The sequence below is a fragment of the Denitratisoma sp. DHT3 genome, from assembly GCF_007833355.1.
Classification (GTDB): Bacteria; Pseudomonadota; Gammaproteobacteria; order Burkholderiales; family Rhodocyclaceae; genus Denitratisoma.
Map to the genome: position 1 here is coordinate 3,326,844 of NZ_CP020914.1, position 23,268 is coordinate 3,350,111.

The 23,268-nt window shown below is 66.0% G+C and carries 18 protein-coding genes; 10 read left to right on the top strand and 8 right to left on the bottom strand.

The features are described from left to right. Positions 1-17 precede the first annotated feature (17 nt). Positions 18-692 carry a glycine zipper 2TM domain-containing protein gene (locus B9N43_RS15400; protein WP_145843077.1) on the bottom strand — a complete coding sequence of 225 codons (675 nt, stop codon included), beginning with the start codon at positions 690-692 and terminating at the stop codon, positions 18-20. A 102-nt stretch (positions 693-794) separates the two neighbouring features. Next, positions 795-2,312 (bottom strand): lysine--tRNA ligase, encoded by a 1,518-nt coding sequence (lysS, locus tag B9N43_RS15405; RefSeq protein ID WP_145843078.1) that lies wholly within the window; start codon positions 2,310-2,312, stop codon positions 795-797. Between the two features lie 151 nt (positions 2,313-2,463). Here lysS and B9N43_RS15410 point away from each other — a divergent pair, with 151 nt between their 5' ends. Both B9N43_RS15410 and rpiA read left to right on the top strand, forming a co-directional pair. Continuing rightward, positions 2,464-4,038, top strand: coding sequence for a peptide chain release factor 3 (locus B9N43_RS15410; RefSeq protein ID WP_186453863.1), 1,575 nt, complete (start codon positions 2,464-2,466; stop codon positions 4,036-4,038). A 36-nt stretch (positions 4,039-4,074) separates the two neighbouring features. Next, a complete protein-coding gene (gene rpiA, locus B9N43_RS15415) occupies positions 4,075-4,746 on the top strand; it encodes a ribose-5-phosphate isomerase RpiA (protein ID WP_145843080.1) in 672 nt (223 codons plus the stop codon). Between the two features lie 210 nt (positions 4,747-4,956). Here rpiA and B9N43_RS15420 read toward each other — a convergent pair whose 3' ends face one another. The 6 genes from B9N43_RS15420 to B9N43_RS15445 all read right to left on the bottom strand — a co-directional run bounded on the left by B9N43_RS15420 (position 4,957) and on the right by B9N43_RS15445 (position 13,348). Beyond that, on the bottom strand, positions 4,957-5,229 hold the full coding sequence (locus tag B9N43_RS15420) for an oxidative damage protection protein (protein WP_145843081.1): 273 nt from the start codon (positions 5,227-5,229) through the stop codon (positions 4,957-4,959). A 290-nt stretch (positions 5,230-5,519) separates the two neighbouring features. Next, positions 5,520-6,857 (bottom strand): amino-acid N-acetyltransferase, encoded by a 1,338-nt coding sequence (gene argA / locus B9N43_RS15425; protein ID WP_145843082.1) that lies wholly within the window; start codon positions 6,855-6,857, stop codon positions 5,520-5,522. A gap of 7 nt (positions 6,858-6,864) precedes the next feature. After that, a complete protein-coding gene (gene pap / locus B9N43_RS15430; protein ID WP_145843083.1) occupies positions 6,865-8,364 on the bottom strand; it encodes a polyphosphate:AMP phosphotransferase in 1,500 nt (499 codons plus the stop codon). A 12-nt stretch (positions 8,365-8,376) separates the two neighbouring features. Further along, positions 8,377-9,108 carry a 16S rRNA (uracil(1498)-N(3))-methyltransferase gene (locus B9N43_RS15435; RefSeq protein ID WP_145843084.1) on the bottom strand — a complete coding sequence of 244 codons (732 nt, stop codon included), beginning with the start codon at positions 9,106-9,108 and terminating at the stop codon, positions 8,377-8,379. Between the two features lie 25 nt (positions 9,109-9,133). Next, positions 9,134-11,716: an EAL domain-containing protein gene (locus B9N43_RS15440; protein WP_145843086.1), complete on the bottom strand. Its 2,583-nt coding sequence runs from the start codon at positions 11,714-11,716 to the stop codon at positions 9,134-9,136. A 153-nt stretch (positions 11,717-11,869) separates the two neighbouring features. Beyond that, positions 11,870-13,348 (bottom strand): flavin-containing monooxygenase, encoded by a 1,479-nt coding sequence (locus tag B9N43_RS15445; protein ID WP_145843087.1) that lies wholly within the window; start codon positions 13,346-13,348, stop codon positions 11,870-11,872. 164 nt (positions 13,349-13,512) lie between these two features. Here B9N43_RS15445 and B9N43_RS15450 point away from each other — a divergent pair, with 164 nt between their 5' ends. From B9N43_RS15450 to B9N43_RS15485, 8 genes are all read left to right on the top strand, one after another. Further along, positions 13,513-14,064, top strand: a complete 552-nt coding sequence (locus B9N43_RS15450) for a thioredoxin family protein (RefSeq protein WP_145843088.1) — start codon at positions 13,513-13,515, stop codon at positions 14,062-14,064. Positions 14,065-14,411: 347 nt separating this feature from the next. After that, on the top strand, positions 14,412-16,433 hold the full coding sequence (gene tkt / locus B9N43_RS15455) for a transketolase (protein ID WP_145843089.1): 2,022 nt from the start codon (positions 14,412-14,414) through the stop codon (positions 16,431-16,433). Positions 16,434-16,484: 51 nt separating this feature from the next. After that, a complete protein-coding gene (gene gap, locus B9N43_RS15460) occupies positions 16,485-17,483 on the top strand; it encodes a type I glyceraldehyde-3-phosphate dehydrogenase (protein ID WP_145843090.1) in 999 nt (332 codons plus the stop codon). A gap of 76 nt (positions 17,484-17,559) precedes the next feature. Further along, positions 17,560-18,720 (top strand): phosphoglycerate kinase, encoded by a 1,161-nt coding sequence (locus B9N43_RS15465; RefSeq protein WP_145843091.1) that lies wholly within the window; start codon positions 17,560-17,562, stop codon positions 18,718-18,720. A gap of 14 nt (positions 18,721-18,734) precedes the next feature. After that, positions 18,735-20,174 carry a pyruvate kinase gene (gene pyk / locus B9N43_RS15470; protein WP_145843092.1) on the top strand — a complete coding sequence of 480 codons (1,440 nt, stop codon included), beginning with the start codon at positions 18,735-18,737 and terminating at the stop codon, positions 20,172-20,174. Between the two features lie 29 nt (positions 20,175-20,203). Next, the gene (gene fba, locus B9N43_RS15475; protein ID WP_145843093.1) at positions 20,204-21,268 is read left to right on the top strand and encodes a class II fructose-bisphosphate aldolase; all 1,065 of its coding nucleotides are present in this window, start codon (positions 20,204-20,206) and stop codon (positions 21,266-21,268) included. A gap of 69 nt (positions 21,269-21,337) precedes the next feature. After that, a complete protein-coding gene (locus tag B9N43_RS15480) occupies positions 21,338-22,231 on the top strand; it encodes a phosphoribosylaminoimidazolesuccinocarboxamide synthase (protein ID WP_145843095.1) in 894 nt (297 codons plus the stop codon). An 82-nt stretch (positions 22,232-22,313) separates the two neighbouring features. Further along, complete coding sequence (locus tag B9N43_RS15485) at positions 22,314-23,249, top strand: alpha/beta hydrolase (protein ID WP_145843096.1); 936 nt, start codon at positions 22,314-22,316, stop codon at positions 23,247-23,249. Positions 23,250-23,268 lie beyond the last annotated feature (19 nt).

The following is a 23,268-nucleotide window of genomic DNA, read 5'->3' on the forward strand; positions in this document are numbered from 1 at the left end:
ACGACTGCCCCCTTTGGTCAGCGAGGCAAGATGGCACCATTGACCACCTTTACTTTGTCTCCTGCGCGCCAGGCGGGCGGTGAATCGTTTCTGACCACCCGCGAGGTACCGTCTTCGAAGCGCACCGTGGTTTCCCACAGCGTGGCCGATTTCTGGGACTTCTCGATCTTGTTGCCCAACACGGCGCCGCCGACCGCGCCGGCGATGGTCGCCAGATCCCGGCCCCTACCCTGGCCGACGCCATGCCCCAGCGCTCCGCCGAGCACGCCGCCGGCCACCGCGCCGATGCCCGAACCTTCACCTTCCTTGACCACCTGACGTACCGATTCGATGCTGCCGCAATCCTGGCAGACCGCATTGGCCGGCGGCGGGGGCGGCAGTACGGCGGCGGGTGTCGCCACGACTTGCGCCGCGGGCTTGGCGGGTGCCGCCTTGTGCTCGGGCGCGGCTTTCCGCGCGGGAGCGGGGGCCGGCGAAGGCGCCACCGCCGGTGCCGCGGCAACCGGCGGCGCGGCGGGCGCGGCCGTCGGCGCCGGCGTGGTCTCCGCATTCACGGCGGGCGTGGGCGGCGCTTCGCTTTTTCCCGGCAGCCAGCCGAGGAAATGGGCCGTGCCGACGCCGGCGAAAAGAATCACCGCGGCCGCGGCGATCCCGACCAATGGGTGCAGGGAAGAGCGGGGCGCATTTTCCATGGTGTCCTCCGAAAGATGTCCTTACATACCACTCTAACGGACGGTTTCAGCAATGGGTGACGCCGGAAATATCCCGTTACGCGCCTGCCTGCGCCGGATGGCTCAGGCCGATGTCCGCATCTGCGGAAACAGGATCACGTCGCGGATCGCCGGGCTGTCGGTGAGCAGCATCACCAGGCGGTCGATGCCGATGCCGCAGCCGCCGGTGGGGGGCAGGCCGAACTCCAGGGCGCGCACGTAGTCGGCGTCGTAGAACATCGCCTCCTCGTCGCCGGCTTCCTTGGCCTGGGCCTGCTGCTGGAAGCGGGCGGCCTGGTCCTCGGGGTCGTTCAGTTCGGAGAAGCCGTTGGCGATTTCGCGGCCGACGATGAACAATTCGAAACGCTCGGTGATTTCCGGGCTGCTGTCGGAGGCGCGGGCCAGCGGGCTGACCTCGGTGGGGTAGTCGACGATGAAGGTGGGGGCCCACAACTCGGCTTCGGTGGTTTCCTCGAACAGCTGCATCTGCAGGGTGCCCAGGCCGGCGGCGGGCTTGACGTCGACCTTCAGCGCGTGGAGTTTCTGCCGCAGCCAGGCCTCGTCGTTGAGCTGCTCGAAGCTGTAGCCCGGATGGTATTGGTGGATCGCCTCCACCATGGTGAGGCGGGCGAAGGGTTTGGACAGGTCCAGTTCCCGGCCCTGGTACTGGAAGGTCTCCCGGCCCAGCGCGTCCCGCGCCGAGTGGCGCAGCAGGCCCTCGGTGAAGTCCATCAGGGTCTGGTAGTCGGCGTAGGCCTCGTAGAACTCCATCATGGTGAACTCGGGGTTGTGGCGCGGCGACAGCCCTTCGTTGCGGAAATTGCGGTTGATCTCGAAGACCTTCTCGAAGCCGCCCACCACCAGGCGCTTCAGATACAGCTCGGGGGCGATGCGCAGGAACATCTGCTGGTCCAGCGCGTTGTGGTGGGTGACGAAGGGCTTGGCCGCCGCGCCGCCGGGGATGGGATGCATCATCGGCGTTTCCACTTCGAGGAAGTGGTGATGGGTCATGTAGTTGCGGATCGAGGCGATCATCCGGCTGCGGGCGATGAAGGTGAAGCGCGACTCCTCGCTGGTGATCAGGTCCAGGTAGCGCTGGCGGTACTTGGTCTCGACGTCGGCGAGGCCGTGGAATTTCTCCGGCAGGGGGCGCAGGCACTTCGAGAGCAGGCGGATGGTCTGCGCCTGGACCGTCAGTTCGCCGGTCCTGGTCTTCATCATGGTGCCGGTGACGCCGACGATGTCGCCCAGGTCCCAGTGCTTGAATTCGGCATACACCTCGTCGCCGACATGATCCTTGGCGACGAAGATCTGGATGCGGCCGGACAGGTCCTGGATGGTGATGAAGCTGGCCTTGCCCATCACGCGCTTGAGCATCACGCGGCCGGCGACCTTGACCGCGATCGGCGTCGCCTCCAGTTCCTCGCGGGTCTTTTCGCCGTAGAGTTCGTCGAGGCGGCCGGCGGTGTTCTCGCGCCGGAAGTCGTTGGGATAGGCGCGGCCGCTCTCCCGCCATTTGCGCAGCTTCTCGCGGCGCTCGGCGATGATGTGGTTCTCGTCCTGGGCGGGCGATGCGGCGGCGTTCTGTTCCTGCTGGCTCATGGGGGCTCTCTCGGCGTCGAGGCTTGAAAACCCGTCATTGTCGCCGATCTGGCCTGTTTTGAACAAGCTTGCCCGCGCCGATTGCCGCGCCGGTCCGCCCGGGGCCGGCTTGTATAATCGCCCGCCCCGATCCGCCCCGAAAGCCTCCGCCGTGTCCGCCCTCGATACCGAAATCGCCCGCCGCCGCACCTTCGCCATCATTTCCCACCCCGACGCGGGCAAGACCACGCTGACCGAAAAGCTGCTCTGGTTCGGCGGCGCGATCCAGGTCGCGGGCGAGGTGCGGGCGCGCAAGGCCAGCCGCCACGCCACCTCGGACTGGATGGAGCTGGAAAAGCAGCGCGGCATCTCGGTCACCTCCTCGGTGATGCAGTTCCCCTATCGCGACTTCATCGTGAATCTGCTCGACACGCCGGGCCACGAGGATTTCTCCGAGGACACCTACCGCACCCTGACCGCGGTGGACTCGGCGGTGATGGTGATCGATTCGGTCAAGGGCGTGGAGGACCGCACCATCAAGCTCTTGGACGTGTGCCGCCTGCGCGACACGCCGATCCTCACCTTCATCAACAAGCTGGACCGGGAGGGCCGGGCGCCCATCGACCTGCTGGACGAGATCGAGTCCGTGCTCAAGATCCAGTGCGCGCCGATGACTTGGCCGATCGGCATGGGCAAGGCCTTCCGCGGCGTCTATCACCTGCACAACGACACCATCCAGTTCTTCGATCCCCAGGCGGAGAAGGGCACGTCCGAGATCATCGACGGTCTCGACAATCCGCGCCTGGACGAGTTGATCGGCGGCCAGGCCGATGAATTGCGCACCGACATCGAACTGGTGCGCGGCGCCTCCCACCCCTTCGACCAAGTAGCCTATCTCGAGGGTCGCCAGACGCCGGTGTTCTTCGGTTCCGGGGTGAACAACTTCGGCGTGCAGAGCGTGCTCGACGCCATCGTCGACCTCTCTCCCGAGCCCCTCGCGCGGCCCGCGCAGAGCCGTACCGTGCAGCCGCACGAGTCCAGGTTCAGCGCCTTCGTGTTCAAGATCCAGGCCAACATGGACCCCAAGCACCGCGACCGCATCGCCTTCCTGCGCATCTGCTCCGGCCGCTTCGAGCGCGGCATGAAGCTCAAGCAGGTGGCCGGCGGCAAGACCCTGGCGGTCAACAACGCGATCACCTTCATGGCGCGCGACCGCACCACCATGGACGAGGCCTACGCCGGCGACATCATCGGCATCCCCAACCACGGCACCATCCGTCTCGGCGAAACCTTCACCGAGGGCGAGGACCTGCGTTTCACCGGCATTCCCTCCTTCGCGCCGGAACTGTTCCAGCGCGCCGTGCTGCGCAATCCCCTGAAGCTCAAGCAATTGCAGAAGGGCTTGCAGCAGTTGGCGGAGGAGGGCGCCACCCAGCTGTTCCGGCCTCTTGGCATCAACGACCTGATCCTGGGCGCGGTCGGCGCCCTGCAATTCGACGTGGTGGCCCATCGGCTGGAAAACGAATACGGCGTGGATGCCATCTTCGAGCCCTACAACGTATCCACCGCCCGCTGGCTGAAGGGCGGCCCGGACCAGATCAAGGCCATCGCCGACAAATACCCGCTCAACGTGGCCCTGGACGGCGGCGGCGATTACGTCTATCTGGCGTCCAGCCGGGTCAATCTGCAACTGACCCAGGAACGCTACCCCGACATCCAGTTCCTGGAAACGCGGGAAGTCCACTGACGTAAAATTCCCCGCTTCTCAGGGAGAACTCGAACCATGACCCAGGACGAACTCAAACAGGCGGTGGCCCGCGCGGCCCGCGACTACGTGGCGGCCACGGTGCCGGCGGGCGCCATCGTCGGCGTCGGCACCGGCTCCACGGCCAATTTCTTCATCGACGAACTGGCCGCGATCAAGGACCGTCTGGGCGGCACCGTGGCCAGCTCGGAGGCGACCAAGAAGCGCCTGGAAGGCCACGGCATCCGCGTGCTGGATCTGAACGACGTGGACGAGATGCCGGTCTATGTGGATGGCGCCGACGAGATCGACGGCGGCCTGTCGATGATCAAGGGCGGCGGCGCGGCGCTGACGCGGGAGAAGATCGTCGCCGCCGTGGCCCGGACCTTCGTCTGCGTCTGCGACCAGAGCAAGCGGGTGCCGGTGCTGGGCAGGTTTCCCTTGCCGGTGGAAGTGATTCCGATGGCCCGCGCCCACGTCGCCCGCGAAATCGCCAAACTGGGCGGCCAGCCGAAGTGGCGTGAAGGCGTGGTCACCGACAACGGCAACGTGATCCTGGACGTCCATGGCCTGTCGATCACCGCGCCGGCCGAGTTCGAAACCCGGCTCAACCAGATCGTCGGCGTGGTGACCAACGGACTCTTCGCCTGCCGCGGCGCCGATCTGCTGCTGCTGGCCACCGCCGGCGGCGTCGAGGAATACCGCCGCTGAAACCGGCTGGCGGCAGGATTGTATCCTGGATCGCTACAGTCAAAAGCGGGAGATGGGAAGCTCAAAGCGAGGTTCCAGGTGGGAAGCGGGCTCGCTTTTTTTGGCCTTCAGTCAGACACTTCTGAAGATGCCTGATTGTCGCTCTGGCGGCAACAATCGGATGCGTGGATTTGCCGAACCCGGCCTTCGCCAGGTTCGGCGCAGGCGCTTTCAGGCGCTCGGCGGCACGTAGCCGGCGGCGCTGTCCGCGCCGTCGCCGAAGAAGTGCTTGGTCACCTGCTCCTGGAGATACTGGCGGGCGCGGGGGTCGGCCAGGGAGAGGCGGTTCTCGTTGATCAGCATGGTCTGGATGCGGATCCATTGCTGCCAGGCTTCCTTGGAGACGCTGTCGTAAATCCGCTTGCCCAGTTCGCCCGGCAGCGGCGGGAAGTCGAGCCCCTCGGCTTCCTGACCCAGTTTGATGCACTTGACCATGCGTGCCACGGTGTTTCCTTTCCTTGACGTGAGAGAGCCGCGCAGCGACTTCCGAAGGCGGCGATTTTAACGTGAAAAATGTGCTTTCCCGTCGCAAACCACGGCGACACGGCAGGCACGGCCCGCTCCTGCAAAATCAGAACTCCCGTGCTTCCTTGACAGCGCTTTTCCGCCGCGCCGCCGCAAGGAAAAGCGGCACGCGGCGCCAGCCGCAACCTATCGGTGCCCCCACAGCATTCCCCGTGATATCGAGCGCAGCGAGCCAATCAGAACCCCCCGGAGGGGGTGAGCCAGAATTTTCAGAGACTCTTCACCAGCACCTTCGAACGCCGTTGCAGGTTGTAGAGTTCGCGCTTCTCGGCGGGGAGCTGGTCGAGGCTGGTTTCGGCGAAGCCGCGCTCGATGAACCAGTGGGCGGTGCGGGTGGTGAGCACGAACAGGCGCTTGAGCTTGAGCTTCTTGGCGCGCGATTCGATGTGGCGGCGCAACTGGTCGCCGTAGCCGCCGCGGCGGAATTCCGGCATCACCGCCAGGCAGGCCAGTTCCGCCGCCTTGTCCTTGGCGAAGGGATAGAGCGCGGCGCAGCCGACGATCACGCCGTCGCGCTCGACGACGGAAAAACGGTCGATCTCCATTTCCAGCCGCTCCCGCTCCCGGCGCACCAGGGTGCCGTCGGCTTCCAGCGGGGCGATCAGGGCCAGCAGGGCGCCCACGTCGTCGGTGCCGGCTTCGCGCAGCCGGGCCAGCGGCGCCTGGGTCATCACAGTGCCGACGCCGTCGCGGGTGAAGAACTCCATCAGCATCGCGCCGTCGGCGCGGCGGTCGAGGAAATGGACCCGGCCCACGCCGGCGCGGCAGGCCCGGATGGCGCCGGGCAGCGCGCGCGCCACGCCCGCCGTCTGGCCATGGGCACTCGTGGCGCGCTTGGCCAGGGGCTCCGCCTCGTCCGCGGTGAGCGCGTCGATCAGTTGCCCCTTCTTGTCGGTCAGGCCGGGTGCGTCGCAGAGATAGATCAGCTTGTCGGCCCTGACCGCGACGGCGACGGCTTCGGCGACCTCCTCCCAGGCCAGGTTGAAGATTTCCCCCGAGGGCGAGGCGCCGATCGGGGTGATCAGCACCACGTTCTCCTGGGCCAGGTCGGCCTGGATCTCCTCGGCGATGATCTTGCGCACGGCGCCGGTGTATTGGTAGTCGATGCCGTCCACCACGCCCACCGGCCGGGCGGTGATGAAGTTGCCGCCGGTGACCCGCAGGAAGCCGCCGGCCATCGGCGTGTTGGGCAGGCCCTGGGAGAGCAGGGCCTCGATCTCGATGCGGGTGACCCCCATCGCGCGCTTGACGCACTCCAGGGCGTTGCCGTCGGTGATCCGCAGCCCCCGGTGGAAGCGGGGCTCCAGGCTCCGGGCGCGCATTTCCTCGTCGATCTGGGGACGGGCGCCGTGGACCAGCACCAGGCGGATGCCCATCGCGTCGAGCAGGGCGATGTCGTGGATCAGGGCCTGGGCCGAGTCGCCCTGCAGCACTTCGCCGCCGAAGGCGATGACGAAGGTCTTGCCGCGGAAGGCGTGGATGTAGGGGGCGGCCTGGCGCACCCAGGCCACGAGTTTGATATTGGTATTGGTGTCGCCGGCGTCCATCGTCTCGTCAGTCCCAGTTCTTGTCCTTGCGCTTGTAGGCGGCTTCAAGGCGTTCGCAGAGGGTGCGCAGGATCTTCACCCGGGCGTAATTCTTGTCGTTGGCCTCCACCAGGGTCCACGGCGCGTTGCCGGTGCTGGTGCGATCCACCATGTCGCAGACGGCCTGGTGGTAATCGTCCCATTTTTCCCGGTTGCGCCAATCCTCCGGGGTGATCTTGAAATGCTTGAACTCGATCTTCTCCCGTTCCTTGAAGCGTTTCAACTGCTCGTCCTTGCCGATCTGGAGCCAGAACTTGGCGATCACCGCGCCGGATTCCGCCAGCTCGTGCTCGAAGTCGTTGATCTCGGTGTAGGCGCGCAGCCAGTCGGCCTCGGCACAGAAGCCCTCGACCCGCTCCACCAGCACCCGGCCGTACCAGGACCGGTCGAAGATGGTGACCCGGCCCCGGCGGGGAATGTGGCGCCAGAAGCGCCACAGGTAGGGCTGGGCGCGCTCTTCCTCGGTGGGGGCGGCGATGGGCACGATCTGGTAATCCCGCGCGTCCAGGGCCGTCGTGACGCGCCGTATGGCGCCCCCCTTGCCGGCGGCGTCCGAACCTTCGAACACGCAGATCAGGGAGCGTTGCTTGAAACGCGCGTCCAGCACCAGTTCGGAGAGCCGGCCCTGCCATTTGGCCAGTTGGTTCTCGTATTCCTTTTTCGCGATCCTGCGGGTGAGGTCCAGTTCCGAGAGCACGTCGCGCCCGTCGATGTTGGGCGGCAGCGGAGGCGCCACCGGGGTGGCCTGCCGGTCCGCGGAGGTCAGGCGCTGCCGCAGCGCGTCGAGCAGGATCTGGCCGGTGGTGAGGGCGCGGTAGCGGTCGTCCTCGCCTTCGATGGTGATCCAGGGCGCCCAGGGCGTATTGGTCATCCGCAGCACGTGGCCCGCCACCTCCTGGAGCTTGCCGTAGGTCTTGAGCCGATCCCAATTCTGCTTGGTGACCCGCCACGCGGTCAGGGGATCTTTTTCCAGCGCCTTGAGGCGGCGCTTCTGTCCGTCCTTGGTCAGGTGAAACCAGAACTTGAGGATCAGCGCGCCTTCATTGACCAGCATCTGCTCGAAGCGGTTGATCTGGTCGATGCGCTGGTCCATGTCCGCCTTGGTCATGTGGCCGTTGATGCGGTCGTGGATGGGGCTGGAATACCAGGAGCCGGCGAAGATGCCGACGCGGCCCTTGGGCGGCAGCGCCCGCCAGTAGCGCCACATGAAGGGGCGCTGGCATTCCTCGTCGGTGGGCGCGGAAAAGGCCAGGGTGGAAATGAAGCGGGGGTCCATCCACTCGTAGAGGACGTTGATGGTCTCGCCCTTGCCGGCCCCGTCCTGGCCGCTGATCAGCACGACGACCGGGATGTTCCGGTTTTCCTTGAGCTCGTACTGCGCCTCCAGCAGCGCGGTGCGCAACTGCGGCACCGCCTTGCGGTACGTTTCCTTGTCGATCTTGTGACCCAGTTCCGCGGATTCGAACATTGCCGGCAGCTCCTATGAATCGCCCCACAGCGACATGATGGCCGCCAAGGCCGCCGGCCCCGCGGTTTCCGTGCGCAACACCCGCGGCCCCAGTCCCAGGGCGGTGAATCCGGCGCTTGCGGCGGCACTGTACTCGTCATCCTCGAAGCCCCCCTCGGGGCCGATCAGCAGATGCAAAGGCATGGCGGCGGGCGGCGGCAGATCCCGCAGCCGCTGGGCGGTTGCGGGCGCCAGCAGCAGCTTGACGGCGTTTGCCTGCGCGGCCTGCGCCAGGTAGTGGTGCAGGTCGAGCAGGGGCGCCACGACCGGCACCCGGTTGCGGCCGCACTGTTCGCAGGCGGCGACCACCACCGCCTGCCAATGCTGGAGCCGGCGCTGCATGCGCTCGCCGGACAGGCGGACCACGCTGCGCCGGGCGGTGACCGGCTGGATCGCCGCCACGCCCAGTTCCACGGCCTTCTGCACGATCCAGTCCATCTTGTCGGCGGCGGGCAGGCCCTGGACCAGGGTCACCGCCAGGGGCGGCTCCCGGTCTTCCGGATCGAAGCCGTCGAGGCGCACCCGCACCTGGGGCCGCAACCGTTCGATGCGGGCGCTCCAGACGCCGCCGCTGCCGTCGAACAGGCGCACTTCGTCGCCCTCGCCCAGCCGCAGCACGCGCACCGCATGGTGGGCGGCCGCCGGCGCAAGGTCATGGACACCCCCGGGGGGCAGGGGCTCGGGGCAATAGAGGCGAGGAATCATGGGCCGATTATTTCACAGCGCGGCTTCAAGCCGAGCGCAGGGCATGGTTCGGCGCCCGCCAATGGCTGGTCGCCAGGATGTGCCGGCTGGGGCGGCCGAGGTGGAAGCCCTGGGCGAAATCGATGCCCATTTTCCCGACTTCCTCCAGCACCTGCTGATCCTCGACGAATTCGGCGATGGTCTGGATTTTCAGCTCATGGGCGAGGGTGTGCATGCTCTGCACGAAGGCACGATCCTTGGCGCTGTGCAGCATGTTGGCGATGAAGTCCCCCTCGATCTTCAGGTAGTCGATGGGGAAGCGGCGCAGATAGTGGAAGGAGGAGAAGCCGGAGCCGAAATCGTCGACGGCCAGCTTGAAGCCTTCCAGCTTCAGGTCGAGGAGGAAGTTTTCCAGCAGGGCCAGATTCTTGATGGTGTCGCGCTCGGTGATCTCGAACACGATGCGCTCCGGGCTGATTCCGCTGCCGGCCACCAGGGCGATCATGTCGCGGGTGAATTCGGAAAGCACCAGCGCCCGCGGCGAGAGATTGAGGAAAATCCTGCCCTGGTAGTTCTGCTCGCTGATTTCCTGCAGGGCGCGCTCGATGACCAGCGTATCGATACGATGGATGACGCCCATTTTCTCGGCGATCTCGATGAAGTCGCCGGCGCCGACGATGCGCCCGTCCAGTTCCAGACGGCTGAGCACCTCGTAGGCGGCGATTTCGCCGGAGTCGGGAGCGACGATGGGCTGGAAGAAGGGAATCACGCGCTTCTCGTCGATCGCCTTGATGATCATCACGCCGTTCTGGGTGATGTCGCGGAACACATCCACCACGTCCTGCTCCGAGGGTACCGAGATGCGTCCCTTGCCCTCGGCCTTGGCCTTGTACATCATGTTGTCGGCGAACATGAACAGATCGCGCACGTCCTCCGCATGCTGCGGATACATGGCGACACCGATGGAGGCGGCGCCATGCACCTCGCTGCCGTCGGGCGCGTCCAGGGTCATGCCGGTGGCCGCGTCGAGGAGGCGCTGGGCCACCAGCGTGGCTTCCTCCAGCGCCGTTTCCGGCAGGATGATGACGAACTCGTCGCCACCGTAGCGGGCGAAAATGTCCCCCGTGCGCAAGGCACCACCGATGGTGTCGGCGAAGGTTTGCAGGAATTTGTCGCCGAAGCTGTGGCCGTAGCCGTCATTGACCAGCTTGAAGTTGTCCAGGTCCAGCAGCAGCAGGGCGAACGAATAGGCATGGCGCTGCGCGCGCAGGCGCTCGTATTCCAGCAGTTCCCAGAACACGCGCTGGTTGAACAGGTCGGTCAGCGGGTCGCGCGTGGCGTAGTACTCCAGGTCGCGGGTGTATTTGTAGATGGCCTTCACCGATCCCACCACATTCATCAGGGTGGACAGGATGCTGTCCATCACCAGCCGCAGGGTCGAGTCGCCTAGCACGTCGGTATGGACGCCGATACCCACGATGCCGCCGATTTTCGGGGTGTCGACGAAGAACGACTTGACCTGGAGTCGGACGTCCTCGTCACTGAGTTCGATCGCGGGCGTTTCCGGCGCCGCATGGCAGTGATGATGGATATGGACGGTCGTCAGGTCCCCCATCTGGGTGTGCTGGTTGATCGCCTCCCGGATGTAGCGCTCCACCATGGCGCGGGTGTCGTCGGTGGGCGGATGGCGCCAGAAGATTTCCAGTTCGAACAGTTCCTCATCGATCTTGAAGATCGAGAACAGCACGTGGGCGGTGATGACCTGGTTGATGTCCTCCAGCAGGCGGGCCACGTAATCGCGCCAGTCGCGGACGACCTCGGAGGTGATGACGAATTTTTCCAGCAGGCCGATCTCGAACTGAAGGATGTTCTTGTCGACGGCGATATCCCGGATGCGCCGGGTCAACTGTTCGAAGGCCGAGAGCAGTTCGTCGAACTCGAGAATGCCCGAAGTGCGGTGCGGCGCCTGGATCTGCCGCAGGTCGGAGACGTCGTTGATGGCGTTGATGTTGTGGGTGAGCTGGTCCAGCGGCAACTCGATCCTGCGCCGCACCCGCCACACCATCAGGGCCGCGATGGCCAGGGCGGCGGGGATGACCAGCCTGGCCCAGTTCAGGAACTCCTGGCGGCTGGCGGCGAGACGAGGGCCCACGTCGTGCCGCACGTCGATGACCCCCAGGGTGTCTCCGGCGCGCACATTGACGTGGCAGCCCAGGCATTTTTGCTCGGCTTCGAGGGGGAAAAGGTAGCGGATGTTGTCGCCGGCCGTGGTTTGGCGCGCCTGGCCGTCGGCAAGCACCCGGTTCAGGAGGGCGTCGGCCTCGGTTTGCGGTATTTCGCCGAACAGCTCGGCCACCAGGGGGCCGCGATGGATCTGCAGCCGGGTGGGGGTGTCGGCGGTGGCGCGGCCCATGGCTTCGAGGAAGGACTGGAGCTGGGCCCGGTTCCAGCCGGTGCTCATCAACTCGAACATGGCGTTGAAGGTGACCTGGGCCATGGCGCGCGAGCTTTGTCTGGCTTCGTCCTTGAGCGACTGATCGAAAACCCGATTCAGGACGAAATAGGTGCCACCAATGAACATCACCGAGACCACCGCCGAGGTCGCCATGATGAAATTACGTAAGCGCATGTCTTTGCTCCCTGATCGGCCTCGGAGGGTATAGCAAGACCATGCTGGTGGCAATGTTGATGAGGCTGGATCTTGATCAGGCTCACGTCATTGCGGTCGCACGGGAAATGCGGGCGGACACCGGGCGAACACCCGGCGTCCGCCCGGTGTGCGTCAGGTTCGGCCGATCCGGTCGAATGCCTCCAGATTGGGCCGGGTCATCGCTTCGGCGAAATTGTTGTAACTCCAGGGCCAGCTGGCGGGCACCCCTTCCGCGTCCAGGTACCAGCTCGTGCAGCCGGAAGCGAAGATGGTCTTCTTGGCGGCGGCGATGCGCCGCTGCTCATAGTCCTCCATGGCCGCCGCGGTGACGCTGATCTCCCGGCAATGGCCGGATTCGATCTGGTCCAACAGTTGGGCGATGTAGTTCCACTGCCGCTCCGCGATGTCGATCAGGGAGAAATTGCCGACCGGACCGGTGGGGCCGTTGAGCAGGAAGAAGTTGGGGAACTCCGGAATGGAAATCGCCAGATAGGCCGTGGGCCGCGCGGCCCATACCCGGTCCAGGTCGGCGCCGCCGCGACCCAGCACGGTCATGGGGCGGACGAAGCGGTCGGCCTTGAAGCCGGTGGCCAGCACCAGGACATCCAGGGGATGCAACACGCCGTCCTTGGTGCGCACGCCTTCCGGCTCCACGCCGGCGATGCCTTCGACCACCAGTTGCGAATCCGGATGCTGGATCGCCTGGTAGTAGTCGGGGGAGAAGATCAGGCGTTTGCAGGCCGCCCGGTAGGTGGGGCGCAGTTTCTCCCGCAGCACGGGATCCTGGACGCTCTGCTCCAGATTGGTCTTGACCACTTCCTCGATCGCGGCGATCTGGGGGGAGTCGGCGTCGATGATGGCGTCGGTGAAGTTGCGGACGTTGGTCAGATAGGCCTCGTTGTAGCGTTCCTTGTCCACCAGCGCCGGATCCTGGCGGAACGCGGCGATCTGGGCCTCGCTGTAGGCGTAGTTGTCCACCGGCATGATCCACTGGGGGGAGCGCTGGAAGTGCAGCAGCTTGCCGGCCCGGCCGGCCAGGGCCGAGATGATCTGGACCCCGGTGGAGCCGTTGCCGACGACCCCCACCCGCCGTCCGTCCAGGGGAACGCCGTGATCCCAGCGGGCGCTGTGGAACGCCGCGCCGGCGAAGCGGTCCAGTCCGGGGATGTCGGGAAGGCTCGGGTGATGGAGGACGCCGGTGGCGGCGATGACCACGTCGGCGGTGTCCGCCAGGCCGTCCGCGGTGCTCAACCGCCAGGCGCCGTTCTCGAACGCGCAGCGGGTGATTTCCTGGCGGAAGCGGATCAACGGCTCGATCTCGTAGTCGCGGACGACGCCCTCGAAATAGGCCTGGATCTCGGGGCCCGGCGCCAGGTAGTGGCTCCAGTTGGGGTTGGGGGCGAAGGAATAGGTGTAGGCATGGGCCGGCACGTCGCAATTCAGTCCCGGATAGGTGTTCTCGCGCCAAGTGCCGCCGATGCGGTCGGCCTTCTCGTAGATCGTCACCTGTTGGTGGCCCGACTCGCGCAATTTGATGGCCGCCAGAATGCCGGCCATGCCGGCGCCGATGATGGCGAAGCGCAGGTCTCGTCGTTGGGGGGTGTTTTTCATATTGAATCCTCGTTATGTTTTAGTGGTGGATAACGCCCCGATTGGCCGAGGCGCGAAAGCGTATTAGATCATGGCGCCGGGCCCCCGACGGAGTGCCGGCCATTGACGGACACTGCGGCTGGAGGCTATACAAAGGCCACATCTCGTTGCTTCGAAAGTCCCTCATGGTCAGTATTTCGCCGCCGCCCTGTCTTCCCGGCTGGAAGGCCCCCGATTTTTCCCTGCCCGGCACCGATGGCCGGCGCCATTCGTTGGCCACGGTGGCCGGTCCCCGCGGGTTGCTGGTGATGTTCATCTGCAATCACTGCCCCTACGTCAAGGCCGTGATCCACCGCATCATCCGCGACGCGAGCGAACTGCGGCCGCTCGGGGTGGGCGCGGTCGCGATCATGTCCAACGATCCCACCGACTATCCGGAGGACTCCTGGGACGACATGGTGCGAGTGGCGCAGGAACTGGCGTTTCCCTTTCCCTATCTGCTGGATGCGGACCAGTCCGTGGCACGGGCCTATGGCGCGGTCTGCACGCCGGATTTCTTCGGTTTCAACGGCGCGCTGGAACTGCAATACCGCGGCCGGCTCGATGCCTCGCGCAAGGAAACGGCTCCGGCGGACGCGCGACGGGAGCTGTTCGAGGCGATGCGCCAGGTGGCGCTGACCGGCACGGGGCCGGCCGAGCAGATTCCGAGCATCGGCTGTTCCATCAAGTGGCGGTGATTGGGTGGCTCGCCCCCTTCGTGGCCCGCCCCCCTTCGCCCCCCTCCGGGGGGTTCGATACGGCTCGCTGCGCTCGGGTGTTTGGGGAAACGCTGTAGCGGACACCGATGCGTTGCGGCTTTGCCGCGTGCCGCTTTTCCCCATCGTGAGAAATAGCGGCGCGGCGGAAAAGCTTTTTCGGTATTCCATTTCTTCGCCATCCTCCGGAGCAGCCCGACGGAAAAGCGCGTTTTGGGGCTAACAGGGCGATAAAACAAACACTTGGCGAGAGTCCCTGGTTTCGCCGATAATTACGGGCTCGATTTTGCGGTCTCCCGACCGTTCCGATCAGCCTTCGAGGCGAAAAAATGTCTTCCACCTTCAGCGATTTCGAGCCCCCCGTGTTCAACAACCTCACCAGCGCGATCCGCGCCCTCGCCATGGATGCCGTGGAAAAGGCCAAGTCCGGCCATCCCGGCGCGCCGCTGGGCATGGCGGAAATCGCCGAAGTCCTCTGGAACCACCATCTGCGGCACAACCCCGACAATCCGTCCTGGCCCGACCGCGACCGCTTCGTGCTGTCCAACGGCCACGGCTCGATGCTGATCTACGCGCTGCTGCACCTCACCGGCTACGATCTTTCCATCGACGACATCAAGCAGTTCCGCCAGTTGCATTCGAAGACCCCGGGCCATCCGGAGCACGGCTACACACCGGGTGTGGAGACCACCACCGGCCCCCTGGGTCAGGGCGTCACCAACGCCGTCGGCATGGCCCTGGCGGAAAAACTGCTGGCCAGCGAATTCAACCGTCCCGGCCATGAGATCGTCGATCACCGCACCTATGTCTTCCTCGGCGACGGCTGCCTGATGGAGGGGGTCTCGCACGAGGCCTGCTCCCTGGCCGGCACCTGGGGGCTGTCCAAGCTGATCGCCTTCTGGGACGACAACGGCATCTCCATCGACGGCCATGTGGAAGGCTGGTTCACCGACGACACGCCGGGCCGTTTCGAATCCTATGGCTGGCAGGTGATCCGCAATGTGAACGGGCACGACCCCGAGGCCATCCACAAGGCGCTGGAAATGGCCAAGGCCGACCAGAACCGGCCGTCGCTGATCTGCTGCAAGACCAAGATCGGCATGGGCGCCCCCAACAAGGCGGGGAGCCACGACGTGCACGGCGCCCCCCTGGGCGCCGAGGAAATCGCCGCCGCCCGGCCCCACATCGGCTGGAACTTCGCGCCCTTCGAAATTCCCCAGGAGGTCTATGAAGCCTGGGACGGCCGCAAGAAAGGCGCCGAGACGGAAGCCGTCTGGCAGCGGCGGTTCGACCACTACGCGGCCGCCCATCCGGAGCTGGCCGCCGAATTCAAGCGCCGCATGGCGGGCGAGCTGCCCGTCGACTGGGCGGCCCACGTGCAGGGCGTGCTGGCGCAGTTCAACGAAAAGGCGGAAACCGTCGCCACCCGCAAGGCGAGCCAGATCGTGATCGGCGCCTATGCGCCGAAACTGCCGGAGATGCTGGGCGGCTCGGCCGACCTGACCGGCTCCAACCTGACCAACTGGTCCGGTTCCAAGTCCGTGGGCCGGGACGGCAAGGGCAACTACATTCATTACGGCGTGCGCGAGTTCGGCATGGCCGCGATCATGAACGGCATCGCGCTGCACGGCGGCTTCATTCCCTACGGCGGCACCTTCCTGGTGTTCTCCGACTACCTGCGCAACGGCCTGCGCATGTCGGCGCTGATGAAGCAGCGCGTGGTCTACGTGCTGACCCACGATTCCATCGGCCTGGGCGAGGACGGCCCCACCCACCAGCCGGTGGAGCACATCGCCAGCATGCGCCTGATCCCCAATCTCGACGTCTGGCGCCCCTGCGACACGGTGGAGACCGCCGTGGCCTGGGCCGCCGCCCTGGAGCGCCAGGGTGACGACAGCGGTCCGACCGTGCTGGCGCTGTCGCGCCAGAACCTGCCCTTCGTCAAGCGGGAAGCCGCTACCCAGGCCAACATCGCCCGGGGCGGCTACGTGCTCTCCGATTGCGCCCATCCGAAGGCGGTGATCATCGCCACCGGCTCGGAGGTGGAACTGGCCCTCAAGGCCCAGGCGCAACTGGCCGCAGAGGGCGTGGCGGCGCGGGTGGTCTCCATGCCCTGCGTCGACATCTTCGAGCGCCAGGCGGCGGCCTATCGCGCCAGCGTGCTGCCCCACGGCGTGCCGCGCGTGGCGGTGGAGGCCGGCGTCACCACCGGCTGGTACAAGTACGTGGGCCTGGAGGGCGCGGTGGTCGGCATCGACCATTTCGGCGAGTCCGCCCCCGCCGGCGTGCTGTTCAAGGAATTCGGCTTCACGGCGGACAACGTCGTGAAGGCCGTGCGGTCCGTTCTGTAACGGTTCTGTCATCGGTTTCGTCATTTTCGATTTTTCTACGGAGATAAAGTCATGGCTATCAAAGTCGGCATCAACGGGTTCGGTCGTATCGGCCGCATGGTTTTCCGCGCCGCGGTTCAGAACTTCGCTGACATCGAGATCGTCGGCATCAACGACCTGCTGGAGCCCGACTACCTGGCCTACATGCTGAAATACGACTCGGTGCATGGCCGCTTCAAGGGCACCGTCGCCGTGGAAGGCAACACCCTGATCGTGAATGGCAGGAAGATCCGCCTGACCGCCGTCAAGGACCCCGCCGAGCTGAAGTGGAACGAAGTCGGCGCCGACGTGGTGATCGAATCCACCGGCCTGTTCCTGGACAAGGCCAGCGCCGCCAAGCACCTCGCCGCCGGCGCCAGGAAGGTGATCATGTCCGCCCCCTCCAAGGACGACACCCCGATGTTCGTCTTCGGCGTGAACGACAAGACCTACGCCGGCCAGGACATCATCTCCAACGCCTCGTGCACCACCAACTGCCTGGCGCCCGTGGCCAAGGTGCTGAACGACACCTGGGGCATCAAGCGCGGCCTGATGACCACCGTGCACGCCGCCACCGCCACCCAGAAGACCGTGGACGGCCCCTCCAACAAGGACTGGCGCGGCGGCCGTGGCATCCTGGAAAACATCATCCCGTCCTCCACCGGCGCCGCCAAGGCCGTCGGCGTGGTGATCCCCGAACTGAACAAGAAGCTCACCGGCATGTCCTTCCGCGTGCCCACCTCCGACGTCTCGGTGGTGGACCTGACCGTGGAACTGAACAAGCCCGCCAGCTACGACGAGATCTGCGCCGCCATGAAGGCCGCCTCTGAAGGCGCGATGAAGGGCATCCTGGGCTACACCGAGGACAAGGTGGTGGCCACCGATTTCCGCGGCGAGTCCTGCACCTCCGTGTTCGACGCCGAGGCCGGCATCGCCCTGGATTCCACCTTCGTCAAGATCGTCTCCTGGTATGACAACGAGTGGGGCTATTCCAACAAGGTGCTGGAGATGGTGCGCGTCGTCTCCAAGTAAGTCCGGCACCGAGGACCGCAAGGCCGCAAGGCTTTTCGGTCCTCGTTTTTCTTTTCTCATACCGCACCGGGTCGCCATGAATTTCAAAAAGCTCACCGATCTCGACGTCGCCGGCAAACGGGTCTTCATCCGCGCCGACCTCAACGTGCCCCAGGACGATGCCGGGGCGATCACCGACGACACCCGCATCCGCGCCGCCCTGCCGGGCATCCGCTATGCGCTGGAGCAGGGCGCCGCCGTCATGGTGACGTCCCATCTGGGCCGCCCCACCGAGGGCGAGTTCAAGCCCGAGGACTCCCTCGCCCCGATCGCCGTCCGCATGGCCGAACTGCTCGGCCAGCCGGTGCGCCTGGCGCAGAACTGGGTCGACGGCGTCGAGGTCAAGCCCGGCGAAGTGGTGCTGCTGGAGAACTGCCGCCTGAACAAGGGCGAGAAGAAGTCCGACGACGCGCTGTCGCGGAAGCTGGCCAGGCTCTGCGACGTCTGGGTCCATGACGCCTTCGGCACCGCCCACCGCGCCGAGGCCACCACCTACGGCATGGGCAAGTACGCCCCCGTCGCCTGCGCCGGCCCCTGCGTCGCCGCCGAGCTGGAGGCCCTGACGCTGGCCCTGGCCAAGCCGGCGCGGCCGCTGGCCGCCATCGTCGCCGGCTCCAAGGTGTCGACCAAGCTCACGGTGCTGGAATCCCTCGCCGACAAGGTGGACCAGTTGATCGTCGGCGGCGGCATCGCCAACACCTTCCTGCTCGCCGCCGGCAAGAGGATCGGCAAGTCCCTGGCCGAGCCCGACCTGGTCGAGCAGGCGAAGAAGGTGATGGCCAAGGTGGCCGTGCCCCTGCCCACCGACGTGGTCTGCGCCAAGGCGTTTTCCGCCACGGCCGCCGCCACCGTCAAGCAGATCGACGACGTGGCCGACGACGACATGATCCTCGACATCGGCCCCGAGTCCGCCAAGGCGCTGGCCGCGATCGCCGCGCAGGCCGGCACCATCGTCTGGAATGGCCCGGTCGGCGTGTTCGAGTTCGACGCCTTCGCCAACGGCACCAGGACCCTGGCCCAGGCGATCGCCGGCTCCAAGGCATTCTCCCTGGCGGGCGGCGGCGACACCATCGCCGCGATCAACAAATTCGAAACCAGGGTCAGCTACATTTCGACCGCCGGCGGTGCCTTCCTCGAATTCCTCGAGGGCAAGAAGCTGCCCGCCGTGGAAATCCTCGAATCCCGCGCCAACACCTGAAGGAAAGGCAACACATGCAACGCAGCACCAAGATCGTCGCCACCCTAGGTCCGGCTTCCAGTGACGAGGAGGTGCTGACGCGGATGGCCCAGGCGGGCATCGACGTGGTCCGCCTCAATTTTTCCCATGGCACCGCCGACGACCACCGGGCCCGGGTCGAACTGTTGCGCCGGGTCACCCAGAAGACCGGGCGCACCATCGGCATCATGGCCGACCTGCAAGGCCCCAAGATCCGCATCGGCAAGTTCGAGCACGGTCACATCGACCTGGCGCCGGGCGACCGTTTCACCCTCGACGTGGGCTGCGTGTCGGGCAACCAGGAGCGGGTCGGACTGGACTATCCGGACCTGATCGACGACGTCGAGGCGGGCGCGGTGCTGCTGCTGGACGACGGCCGCATCGTGCTCGACGTGGTGGAGGTGACCGCCCAGGAGGTCGCCACCCGGGTGCGCCTGGGGGGGCGCCTGTCCAACAACAAGGGCATCAACCGCCAGGGCGGCGGCCTGACCGCGCCGGCGCTGACCGCCAAGGACCGGGCCGACATCCGCACCGCCGCCGAACTCGGCGTGGACTACGTGGCGGTGTCCTTCCCCAAGTCCGGCGACGACATGCAGCAGGCGCGGAAGCTGCTCGCCCGGGCCGGCTCCCATGCGCTGCTGATCGCCAAGATCGAGCGGGTGGAGGCCGTGGCCAATCTGGAGGAAATCCTCGAAGCCTCCGACGGCATCATGGTGGCGCGCGGCGACCTGGCCGTGGAAGTGGGCGACGCCGCGGTGCCGGCGCTGCAGAAGAAAATGATCCGCCTGGCGCGCGAGCACAACAAGCTCACCATCACCGCCACGCAGATGATGGAATCGATGATCACCAGCCCCGTGCCCACCCGGGCCGAGGTTTCCGACGTGGCCAACGCGGTGCTGGACGGTACCGACGCGGTGATGCTCTCGGCCGAGACCGCCAGCGGCAAATACCCGGTGGAGACGGTGGAGTCGATGGCCCGCATCTGCCACGAAGTGGAAAAATCCGCCGATGTCTCGATCGACAAGGAGTTTCTCGACCGGCTGTTCACCCGTATCGACCAGTCGATCGCCATGGCCGCGCTGTTCGCGGCTTCGCACCTCAAGGTGAAGGCCATCGCCTCGCTCACCCAGTCCGGCTCCACGGCCTTGTGGATGAGCCGCCTCAACAGCGGCATCCCCATTTACGCCCTGACGCCCGAGGTTCGCGCCCGCTACAAGATGAGCCTCTACCGCAACGTCTATCCCCTGCTGATGAAACAGCAGCACGTGGACCGCGACCAACTATTATGGGAAGCTGAACAACTGCTGATCGAACAGGGGGTCGTGGTTCCGGGCGACCTGATCGTGCTGACCATCGGCGAGCCCATCGGCCGCAGCGGCGGCACCAACACCCTGAAGATCGTCAAAGTGGGGGAGCACCCCGCGCCGAAGCATTAATCCGTCAAACCCGCCACGAGGAGACTTCCATGCCCATCGTATCCATGCGCCAATTGCTCGACCACGCCGCCGAGAACGGCTACGGCCTGCCCGCCTTCAACGTGAACAACATGGAGCAGGTGTGGGCCATCATGGAGGCGGCCAACGAACTGAACGCCCCCGTGATCATGCAGGCTTCCGCCGGCGCCCGCAAATACGCCGGCGAGCCCTTCCTGCGCCACCAGATCCTGGCCGCCCTGGAAGCCTACCCCCACATTCCCATCGTCATGCACCAGGACCACGGCCAGTCGGCCGCCGTCTGCATGGCGGCGATCAAGTCCGGCTTCAGCTCGGTGATGATGGACGGTTCCCTGGAAGAGGACGGCAAGACGCCTTCCAGCTATGAATACAACGTCGCCGTGTCGAAGAAGGTGGTCGAGTTCGCCCACTACATCGGCGTCACCGTCGAAGCCGAACTGGGCGTGCTGGGTTCCCTGGAAACCATGAAGGCCGACAAGGAGGATGGACACGGCGCCGAAGGCCACATGACCCGCGAGGACCTGCTGACCGACCCCGACCAGGCCGCCGACTTCGTCAAGCAGACCAACTGCGACGCCCTGGCCATCGCCATCGGCACCAGCCACGGCGCCTACAAGTTCACCAAGAAGCCCACCGGCGACATCCTCGCCATCGGCCGCATCAAGGAAATCCACGCCCGCATTCCCAACACCCACCTGGTGATGCACGGCTCCTCCAGCGTGCCGCAGGAGCTGCTGGCCGAGATCCGCCAGTTCGGCGGCGACATGAAGGAAACCTACGGCGTGCCGGTCGAGGAGATCCAGGAAGGCATCAAGCACGGCGTGCGCAAGGTGAATATCGACACCGACATCCGTCTGGCCATGACCGGCGCCATCCGCCGCTACTTCGCCGAGAACCCCGGCAAGTTCGACCCCCGCGACTACCTGAAGCCCGCCCGCGAAGCCGCCAAGAAGATCTGCCTGGCCCGTTATCAGGCCTTCGGCTGCGAAGGCCGCGCCGGCCAGATCAAGCCCGTGCCCCTGGAAAAGATGGCCGAGCGCTACAAGAAGGGCGAGTTGAACCAGATCGTCAAGTAAGTCGGCAACCGTATCGCCCGGGGCCGCCCTCGGCGGCCCCGTTTTCATTCCATCCCAGGAATCGACGCCATGACCGCTCCTCTTTTCGAGTCCTCCATCAAAAGCCTGCCCCTGCTGGGGCGCGGCAAAGTCCGCGACATCTACGCCGTGGGCGAGGACAAGCTGCTGGTGGTGACCACCGACCGCCTTTCGGCCTTCGACGTGATCCTGCCCGATCCGATCCCCGGCAAGGGGCAGGTGCTGACCGCCGTGGCCGATTTCTGGTTCGGCAAGCTGGCCCACGTGATCCCCAACCACCTGACCGGCATCGACCCGGAAACCGTGGTCGGCGGCGAGGATGAGAAGGCGCAGGTGCGGGACCGCGCGATCGTGGTGCGGCGCTTGAAGCCCCTGCCGATCGAGGCGGTGGCGCGGGGCTATCTGATCGGGTCGGGCTGGAAGGACTACCAGACCACCGGCAAGGTCTGCGGCATCGAACTGCCGGTGGGGCTCAAGCTGGCCCAGCAACTGCCGCAGCCCATCTTCACGCCGGCCACCAAGGCCGAGGTGGGCGATCACGACGAGAACATCGACTTCGCCACGGTGGAGAGGCTGATCGGCGCCGAACTGGCCGCCAAGGTCAGGGACGTGACCCTGCGTCTCTACAAGGAAGCGGCCCTCTACGCCCGGGTGCGGGGCATCATCATCGCCGACACCAAATTCGAGTTCGGCCAGGACGAGACGGGACGCCTGTATCTGATCGACGAGATCCTGACGCCGGACTCCTCCCGCTTCTGGCCGGCGGACCAGTATCAGATGGGCACGAGCCCCCCCAGTTTCGACAAGCAGTTCATCCGCGACTACCTGGAAACCCTGGACTGGGACAAGAAGGCGCCCGGCCCCCGACTGCCGCCGGAGATCATCGCCAATACGGCGGCCAAGTACCGGGAGGCCCTGTCGCGCCTGGTTGGCGTGTCCGCCTGACGGGGCCCCCTTTTCCCCTGCCGACCCGCCATACGGCGCTGGACCGGTCTCATCCTTTTTCGACCCTACCCCTGGAGCAACCATGCCGCTGAATCCCCAGACCCGGACGATGCTCGATGCATTTGCGGGCGGTTCCATGATGGACGGCCTGAAAGCCATCGTGGCGGCGCGCAGCGAGGGCCGCGAGCCGCCGTCGATGATGCCGCCGATCCCCGCCGAGCCGGTGGCCGCCATCGACGACCGGCTGATCGATGGCGCCGCCGGTTCGATCGCCGCCCGCTTCTACACGCCCGCCGGCCCGGGCCCTTTTCCGGTGACGGTGTATTTCCACGGCGGCGGCTTCGTGACCGGTGACCTGGACATGTACGACGCCACCTGCAGCCGTATCGCCAACCGGGCCGGCTCGGTGGTGGTGTCGGTGGACTATCGGCTGGCGCCGGAAACCCGCTTCCCCGGAGCGGCCGATGATGCCATGGCGGCCCTGCGCTGGATTCATGCCAACGCCGCTCGCTTCGCCGGCGACGCCCGCCGCATCGCCGTGGCCGGCGACAGCGCGGGCGGCAATCTGGCGGCGGTGGCCGCCCAGCAGGCGCGGGCGGCGGGTATCGCGCTGAGGCATCAGTTGTTGATCTACCCGGTGCTGGATTTCGGCGCCGACACGCCGTCGATCCGGGAATACGGACCCAAGGCGTACCTGCTGTCCGACGAGATGATGCGCTGGTTCTGCGACCAGTACCTGCCCGATCCCGGCTGCATCCTCGATCCGCGCGCCAGCCCGCTGCGAGCACCGGACCTGCGGAATCTGCCGGCCGCGACCATCGTCACCGCCGAGTACGATCCGCTGCGGGACGAGGGCGAGGCCTATGCCGACCGCCTGCTGCGGGCGGGTGTGCCGACGACATTGCGGCGCTGGGATGGACAGGTGCATGGCTTTGCGGCGCTCTTCGGCATGCTGGACGACGCCCAGGCCGCCATCGACTTCGCCAGCGCGGAACTGCGAAAATTCTTCGTCGCCTGACGCCATCGCCGTCTTCTAC